Annotated in this window: 7 protein-coding genes; 5 read left to right on the top strand and 2 right to left on the bottom strand. The window is 36.9% G+C overall.

Going from position 1 to position 7817, the window contains the following annotated elements:
- Positions 1-1776, bottom strand: a 1776-nt coding sequence (locus H5975_RS06705) for a LysM peptidoglycan-binding domain-containing protein (protein ID WP_204785397.1), incomplete at its 3' end; no start/stop codon positions are given.
- A 351-nt stretch (positions 1777-2127) separates the two neighbouring features.
- Here H5975_RS06705 and H5975_RS06700 point away from each other — a divergent pair.
- From H5975_RS06700 to H5975_RS06690, 3 genes are all read left to right on the top strand, one after another.
- On the top strand, positions 2128-3351 hold the full coding sequence (locus H5975_RS06700; protein WP_204785396.1) for an MFS transporter: 1224 nt from the start codon (positions 2128-2130) through the stop codon (positions 3349-3351).
- A gap of 26 nt (positions 3352-3377) precedes the next feature.
- Positions 3378-4835: a sucrose phosphorylase gene (gene gtfA, locus H5975_RS06695; RefSeq protein ID WP_204785395.1), complete on the top strand. Its 1458-nt coding sequence runs from the start codon at positions 3378-3380 to the stop codon at positions 4833-4835.
- 108 nt (positions 4836-4943) lie between these two features.
- Positions 4944-5888: a LacI family DNA-binding transcriptional regulator gene (locus tag H5975_RS06690; protein ID WP_204785394.1), complete on the top strand. Its 945-nt coding sequence runs from the start codon at positions 4944-4946 to the stop codon at positions 5886-5888.
- 147 nt (positions 5889-6035) lie between these two features.
- Here the strand turns inward: H5975_RS06690 and H5975_RS06685 are convergent, their stop codons facing one another.
- Positions 6036-6224: an LBP_cg2779 family protein gene (locus H5975_RS06685; protein ID WP_204785393.1), complete on the bottom strand. Its 189-nt coding sequence runs from the start codon at positions 6222-6224 to the stop codon at positions 6036-6038.
- Between the two features lie 159 nt (positions 6225-6383).
- Here H5975_RS06685 and H5975_RS06680 point away from each other — a divergent pair, with 159 nt between their 5' ends.
- Both H5975_RS06680 and efp read left to right on the top strand, forming a co-directional pair.
- Positions 6384-7025 carry an LVIS_2131 family protein gene (locus H5975_RS06680; RefSeq protein ID WP_204785392.1) on the top strand — a complete coding sequence of 214 codons (642 nt, stop codon included), beginning with the start codon at positions 6384-6386 and terminating at the stop codon, positions 7023-7025.
- Between the two features lie 90 nt (positions 7026-7115).
- A complete protein-coding gene (gene efp / locus H5975_RS06675) occupies positions 7116-7673 on the top strand; it encodes an elongation factor P (RefSeq protein ID WP_178661514.1) in 558 nt (185 codons plus the stop codon).
- Positions 7674-7817 lie beyond the last annotated feature (144 nt).

Raw genomic sequence — 7817 nt, 5'->3', positions numbered from 1 at the left:
AGTCCAACTAACCCCGTGGTTAGCTGCAATCCCAGAGAGTGTATCACCGCTTTTAACCACGTATGTTCCACGAACACTATTGTTAGAAACTCGTGTTTGGCCACTAACACGGATTACTTGACCAACGTAAATTTCATTTGGATTATTAATGTTGTTACGTTGAGCGAGAGCTTCATAGGTAGTTCCAAATTTAGCAGCAATTCCAGATAATGTATCTCCACTCTTAACAGTGTAAGAACCGGTAGTTGAAGTTGGAACGTTAACGGTTGATTGAGTGTTATTAACAGAACCATTAACTTTTAGAGTTTGACCAACGTAAATCCGGTTAGGATTTGAAAGATTGTTTAATCGAGCTAATGTTTCATAGTTGGTACCAAATTGGTTGGCAATCTTGGAAAGAGTGTCACCGCTCTTAACAGTATAAGTACCGCTATTAGTAGTAACTGTGCTTGAACTGTGATTAGAATTTGTAGAACCAGCAGTTAACTTCAATACCTGACCAGCATAAATAAGGTTAGGGTTAGAAATATTATTTAATTTGGCCAGATTTTGCCAGTTAGTACCAAACTTGTTAGCAATTTCAGACAAGTTTTCACCATTTTGAACAGTGTAACTAGTGGCAGTGGAATTGTTGTTGCTTGGGGTGGTTGGTTGGTTTGGTTTAGGTGTTGATGCAGTCTTCACTAATAGTCGTTGGCCAACGTAAATCCGGTTAGGGTTAGAAATATCGTTCAGTTGAGCTAATGCTTGAACAGTAGTTGCAAATTGGTTGGCAATGCCGGAAAGGGTATCTCCACTTTGAACAGTGTAGTAACCAGAATTATAACTATTATTGCCACTGTTATTCTTATTAGTAATTACTGGTTGTGCACCAGAAAAAGCAATGGTGTCCAGTCGATCCAACCCGTAAGTTCTAACCAGGTTAATTAAAGCACTAGCGTAGTTTGGATCGGTAGCATAACCATCGGCGCGTAATTTATTAGCAACACTGACATAATTTTTGTCACCAAGAAGATTATGGTAACGAGAATTAGAGTAAAGGAAGTTACCATGGTCCTTTACGGATTCAGAGTTATTAGGGTAAGCACGGAAACTATCGTTGATATAAACGCTTCGGCCACCGTAAACTTCACGAGTTCGCATTGTGACAGATTGACCATTATATGATCCTTTAATCCCAAATAAGTTATGGGCTTGAGTAGAAAGTCCAGAGCCACCCCAACCGCTTTCTAGAATGGCTTGAGCGACTGTAACGGAAGGTAAAACACCGTATTCTCTCCAGCCTTCAATGGCACCAGGAGCAACACTTTCAATAAATTGTCGAGATTTAGCGTTGCTACTAAAGTGAATGGCACTGATATCTGCTTGATTATTGGCAGTTGGTGTTTGAACCAGACTAACAACAGCCTGACGAGCCATCACAGTTTGATTATTGTTAGCATTAGAATTGTTGTTAGTAGTCGCAGCATTGCTAGTATTGTTAGTGTTAACTTTAAAGTCCACTTGAGCTGCTTGAGTGTTTTGAGCATTATTTGCTTGCTGATTGTTGGCACTACCATTAATAGCGGCTTGAGAATTGGTATAATTGTCGTTATTGTTGTTAGCTCCCGCATTTGGCGTTTGATTATTAGTGTCATTTGTTTGACTATCCGCATGAGCAGTAGTAGCACCAGCAGCTAACATTGTTAGTGCAGCAACGCTTGCAAACATCCAATTACGACCACTTTTGAACATTTTGTAGTGGAGCGGTTGATCCACTGAATTATGGTTGGTCATAAGAAAATCTCCTTTTTTAATAATTGCTTGATTAATAATTAAGAAAATTAAGAATCTTAATAAATTCATAAGATTCTAAACATCTCAAATTTAGCATTATTATCATGAGGGGTCAAAGAATTTTATCATTTTTATTTAAATTATTTTTTACAAAAAGGAATCAATAGGGATCATTCTGTTGTATGTAAATGACGAAAAATAAATATGATAATTTATCGATTGATATGAGGATACAAATTTGTAATAATTTCATTTTGATAAACGTTTGACAATTTGGCACAAGATTGATATATTTTTATGTGAATTAATGAGCTAATCATTAATAATTTTCTGTAGTTATGAGGTTAAAAAATGCGGAATAAGAATTCGATGGTTACGAAATTGGCATTTTTGTCTGTTTCGTTTATGCTGACGAGTGCCTATGCTGTACAAAGTGCTTTACCACAATTGAAAGCATCTTTAAACGTTACTCAGACACAATCTGAGTATTTGGCAACCACACCGTCTTTTGCAGTGATGATCTTTGTTGTTCTTTCACCACTTCTCCAACAGTGGTTTAAGATTTCTGATAAAAAAATGATTATGATTGGTGTTACTGTGGTTGGTTTAATGGGGCTAGTACCATTCTTCAACATTCACAGTTATCCCATCATTTTAGGATCTCGGTTGCTACTTGGAGCTGGGTATGGTTTGTATAACTCACAGGCTATCTCAATGATCTCTGTTTGGTATGAAGGTGAAACAAGAGCACAGATGCTGGGTTGGCGTGCAGCTGCGGAACAAATCGGTCAGGCATGTACGCTTTTCCTTGCAGGGCTCTTGTTAACAATTAGTGGCTGGCATGCTTCTTTCCTTGTTTATGCACTAGCTTTCGTAGTTCTGATCTTCTTTGGAATGCGTGTACCTGATGATTCTGAGGTTGAATCTGTTGAAGAGAAAGTTGTCGCTGAAAATGAGGAAATGGTTGACGATTTAGATAGTAAGGATATTAAGAAAATTAGTCCGGTGGTCTACCTTTTGGTACTATTTGCCTTTCTACTAGTCGTTGATTACGTTGGAATGGAAAACAGGTTCTCAGGACTGGCTGTTAATATTCGGGGCGCTCAGTACACAGGTGCTTCTAACTTCTTATCTCTAATGCTAATTGGGGCAACACTTGGTGGTTTGTTATACGGCTCAATCCAAAAACGCCTTGGCTTTGGTACAGTTTACCTAGGATTAGGATTGATGGCATTGTCGAACTTCTTGTTCTACTTTGCTGGTTCTAACTTTGCAATGTTAGTAATTGGGCTGTTATTAATTGGTTTCCCATTACAACTTGTTTCACCGTTAATTTTTAATCTGTTACCAGATTTAGCACCGGCTAACCGTCAACCATTAGTAACTTCTATGGTTCTGATTGGTTTTAATTTTGGGGCCTTCTTCTCCCCAACAATTGCGGAATGGACCAACCATTTAATGGGTCAGCCAACGAGTGGTTATGGTCTTGCAGCACCATTCCTAGTTTACGGAATTGGACTCTTAGTAATTGCGTTAATTATTTTTGTTGCTACTCGTCGTCAAGCTAATAAATAGTAGAAGTATTTTATGGAGGAATAAATATGCCAATTCAAAATAAAGCAATGTTAATCACTTACTCTGATTCAATGGGTAAGAACATCAAGGAAACACATGAAGTCTTGAACAAGTACATTGGGGATGCAATTGGTGGGGTTCACTTACTACCATTCTTCCCATCAACTGGTGACCGTGGATTTGCACCATACCGTTACGATGTTGTTGATTCAGCCTTTGGTGACTGGAAAGATGTTGAATCATTGGGTGAAGACTATTACTTAATGTTTGACTTCATGATCAACCACATTTCTAAGAAGTCTGAAATGTATCAAGATTTTAAAAAGAAACATGATGACTCTAAATATAATGACTTCTTTATTCGTTGGGAAAAATTCTGGGAAAAAGCTGGTAAGAATCGTCCAACTCAAGAAGACATTGATATGATTTACAAGCGAAAAGATAAGGCACCTGAACAAGAAATTGAATTTGATGATGGTACTAAGGAACATCTTTGGAACACATTTGGTGAAGAACAAATTGATATCAATGTTAAGAGCAAGGTAGCTAACGAGTTCTTCAAAGAAACATTGATCGACATGGTTAAGCATGGTGCTGATATGATCCGGTTAGACGCGTTTGCTTATGCCGTTAAGAAGGTTGGCACGAACGACTTCTTTGTTGAGCCAGAGATTTGGGATCTTCTAAACGAAGTTCAAGATATTTTAGCTCCATACAAGGCAATCATCTTACCTGAAATCCATGAACACTACACAATTCCTCAAAAGATTTCTGAACACAACTTCTTCATCTATGACTTTACATTACCAATGACTACCCTATATACTCTATATTCTGGTAAGACAGAGCGCTTAGCACACTGGCTAAAGATGAGTCCGATGAAGCAATTTACAACTCTTGATACTCATGATGGTATCGGTGTAGTTGATGCCAAGGATATTTTAACTGATGATGAGATTGATTACGCATCGAATGAGCTTTATAAGGTTGGTGCTAATGTTAAACGTAAGTATTCAAGTGCTGAATACCATAATTTAGATATCTATCAAATTAACTCTACTTATTACTCTGCATTGGGTGATAATGACAAAGCATACCTCTTAGCACGGGCATTCCAAATCTTTGCACCAGGAATTCCAATGGTTTACTACGTTGGATTATTAGCTGGTTCTAACGACCTTGAATTACTTGAAAAGACCAAGGAAGGTCGAAACATTAACCGTCATTATTACACAAAGGAAGAGGTTGCCAAAGAAGTTCAACGCCCTGTTGTTAAGAACCTCTTAGACTTGCTATCATGGCGTAATAAGTTCGCAGCATTTGATCTTGATGGCTCAATTAAAGTTGAAACCCCAACAGAAACTACTATTAAGATTATTCGTAAAGATAAGGATGGTAAGAACGTTGCTGTTCTAGATGCAGATGCAGCTAATAAGACCTTTACAGTAACTGCAAATGGCGATGTCGTTATGGAACAAAAGTAATAAAACACTTTACGATAGAAAAGAGGGCTTGAGATTACCATCTCAACCCTTTTTTCTTGTAATTAGTTTGCGGTATAATAAGATGACTAATAATGGGGTGAATTGAAAATGGTAGCAAAATTGAAAGATGTGGCGGATTTAGCAGGTGTTTCAGTAACCACGGTTTCTCGAGTTATTAATAATTATGGGTCACTGAGTAAAAAGACAATTGCTAAAGTTCATGCTGCCATGCGTGAATTAAATTATCAGCCAAATGCATTAGCTCGTGCAATGCAAGGGAAACCTTCAAAATTTATTGGGTTGATTTTTCCCAATACGACTAACCCCTTTTTTGCGGAATTAATTAATGACTTAGAGCATCGGCTCTTTAGCATTGGCTATAAAACTATTATTGCGTCATCGGCGGAAAATGAGCAGATCGAGCATGATTATTTAGGTATGTTAATGGCAAATCAAGTTGATGGCATTATATCCAGTTCGCATAATCTAGGGATTCGTGAGTATCAACAGATTACATCTACAGTAGTATCATTTGATCGGTATCTAGCTGGAAATATTCCTATTGTAGAATGTGATAGTTACCATGGAGGGCAATTATCTGCTAAATATGTGGTTGATCATGGTGCAAAGCGGATTGCTGTGATGATTGATGAGGATACTTCTGTTTCGCCAACCCTTAATAGAATTCAGGGAACGGTTGATTATCTTACTGAACATCATGTTAACTACACCCCTTTGGATGCAAAACGGGTAAACTTTACAGAGACATTTCCCGGGAAATATGATGCGGTTATTGCTAATAATGATGTTCAAGCCTTAGAAATTCGTAATGTTGCTAAAAGGGCTGGTAAAAAAATAAATGAAGATTTTGTAGTAACTGGATATGATGGTTCCAAAATTATCAGGACTATTGAACCGGATTTGCCAACAGTAGTTCAGCCAATTGATCAAATTGCAGATGAGTTAATTAAAACCTTGATGGCTAAAATAAAAAATCCGCAAGCAGTGATTGAGCCTGAACAGTTGCCGGTTAGTTTCCATTATCCAGAATAAAATGAATTTTTTACAGTTAGCATTGTAATTGAATGAATGTAAAAGAGCACTAAGTGTTTAACGAAATAAAACACTTGGTGCTCTTTTTGATGCTTTATAAAACTTAATCAATAGTTCAAATCATCATTTGAACTAAAAACTAAATGATTATTGGTGAGAGTCCATAAAGCGACGAAGTAAGCCTTCTTCTTCAGGAGTTGCATCACTGGCTTCGGACTTAATATCATGAACTCGTTCAACTGATAGTTGACTACCAAATGCCATTTCGTTATCAGTCAAATCATGTTCCTTTTCATAATTAATGATGTCCATTGAAAGGTTATTTCCTTCATCCATTCTTGAAGTCCTCCTTATTCATACAGGTTATATACCAATATTACTATTATAACTGTTCTGGGTAAAAAAGGCGAAGAATAAATAGATTGTGGTACAATTAAACCTATAACTATTAAGCAAAATTGTCACCACAATGGTGTCAGAAATGGAGAGAATGGTATGACTTGGAATTGGTTAGGATGGTTACTATGGATAGGTGCCATTGCCTTTTTGTGTTATGTTTTCCATTATATTCGCGTAAAACAATTGATGCTGATTGCAAAAACCGGTAAACGTTACAATGGTAATCTTTTTATCCGTTATGTGATTTTATTGGTGGTTGCGTTAGCTTGGTTATGGGGAATGTGTTATCTATCGTTTTTTAGAACAGTTGATTATCACAATTCCCAAGAGGTTCAAGTGCATACTAAATACCAAGCATTGCAATTAGGCCAAGTGAAGGGTGATTACTATTACGTTAAAGTTAACCGGAGTAAGTCTGGAAAACGGCCAGTAGTTTCGTATACTTATTGGACAACTGGTAATAAAAACATGACTAATTCACGTTATGGATCAATAGCAGATGGTAACCATTATCTAAGCACTGCTTCCACAGCATATCCGTGGAATAAAAAACAAATTTTAAAAGAAGATCAACGAACAAATCATGCATTTGCTGCAGTAATGTCAATTCGTTATAACAATAACATTTTGAATGGGATGGGATGTCGGGTGAACCACATGGCAGAACAATATACCCTGATTAGAGTACCAGCCTCCAACTTTATTTATCAAAAGTATAATCCTAGCAGATCATTCTAAAAACTATTTCTAATATATGATATAATGAAAAAGCATGCTGTGGCTGTTTAAACCAGCAACAGAAATTTTCGTAACGAAGGAGTACTAATAATGATTCAAACAATTGATTTGAAAAAGGGTATGGTATTCAAGCGTGGAGATAAGCTCCTTAGAGTTTTACAAATTAACCACCACAAGCCAGGTAAGGGTAACACTTTGATGCAAATGGATATTCAAGACGTTCGTTCTGGTTCTATTGTGCACACAACAATGCGTCCTTCCGAAAAGGTTGAACAAGTTAATGTTGATAAGCGTAATACTCAATATCTTTATGAAGAAGGAGACAACTCCGTATTCATGGATTTGGAAAACTACGAACAATATGAAGTTCCAAACGCTAACATTAGTGAAGAAAAGAAGTACTTACAAGAAAACATGGAAGTACAAATGGACTTCGTTAACGGTGAAATTGTTGGTGTTGAATTACCAGCTACTGTTACTTTGGAAGTTACAGACACTCAACCAGAAATCAAGGGTGCAACCATTGATGGTGGTGGAAAGCCAGCTACTTTAAATACAGGATTGGTTGTTACTGTTCCAGCATTTATTAAGAATGGTGACAAGATCATTGTTAACACCGCTGATGGTGCTTATAAGTCACGTGCTTAATAAAAAATCCAGGTCATTTGACCTGGATTTTTTATTACGCCGTTTGTAAAATTAAGTTAGAAAAATAAAAAAGCCATTTGTGATAGACTTTTGAATAACCACAAACAAAAGTAAAGGAACATCACAAATGACTTATAAACATCT

Origin of the sequence: Limosilactobacillus coleohominis, assembly GCF_016901675.1 — a bacterium.
GTDB lineage: Bacteria > Bacillota > Bacilli > Lactobacillales > Lactobacillaceae > Limosilactobacillus > Limosilactobacillus intestinavium.
This window is presented reverse-complemented; position numbering and strand designations above follow the sequence as displayed.

What these genes read in the sequence shown, in the direction of transcription:
- H5975_RS06685 (WP_204785393.1), bottom strand. Translation starts at nt 6,224, where the DNA reads ATGGATGAAGGAAATAACCTTTCAATGGACATCATTAATTATGAAAAG.
- H5975_RS06690 (WP_204785394.1), top strand. Translation starts at nt 4,944, where the DNA reads ATGGTAGCAAAATTGAAAGATGTGGCGGATTTAGCAGGTGTTTCAGTA.
- gtfA (WP_204785395.1), top strand. Translation starts at nt 3,378, where the DNA reads ATGCCAATTCAAAATAAAGCAATGTTAATCACTTACTCTGATTCAATG.
- H5975_RS06700 (WP_204785396.1), top strand. Translation starts at nt 2,128, where the DNA reads ATGCGGAATAAGAATTCGATGGTTACGAAATTGGCATTTTTGTCTGTT.
- H5975_RS06680 (WP_204785392.1), top strand. Translation starts at nt 6,384, where the DNA reads ATGACTTGGAATTGGTTAGGATGGTTACTATGGATAGGTGCCATTGCC.
- efp (WP_178661514.1), top strand. Translation starts at nt 7,116, where the DNA reads ATGATTCAAACAATTGATTTGAAAAAGGGTATGGTATTCAAGCGTGGA.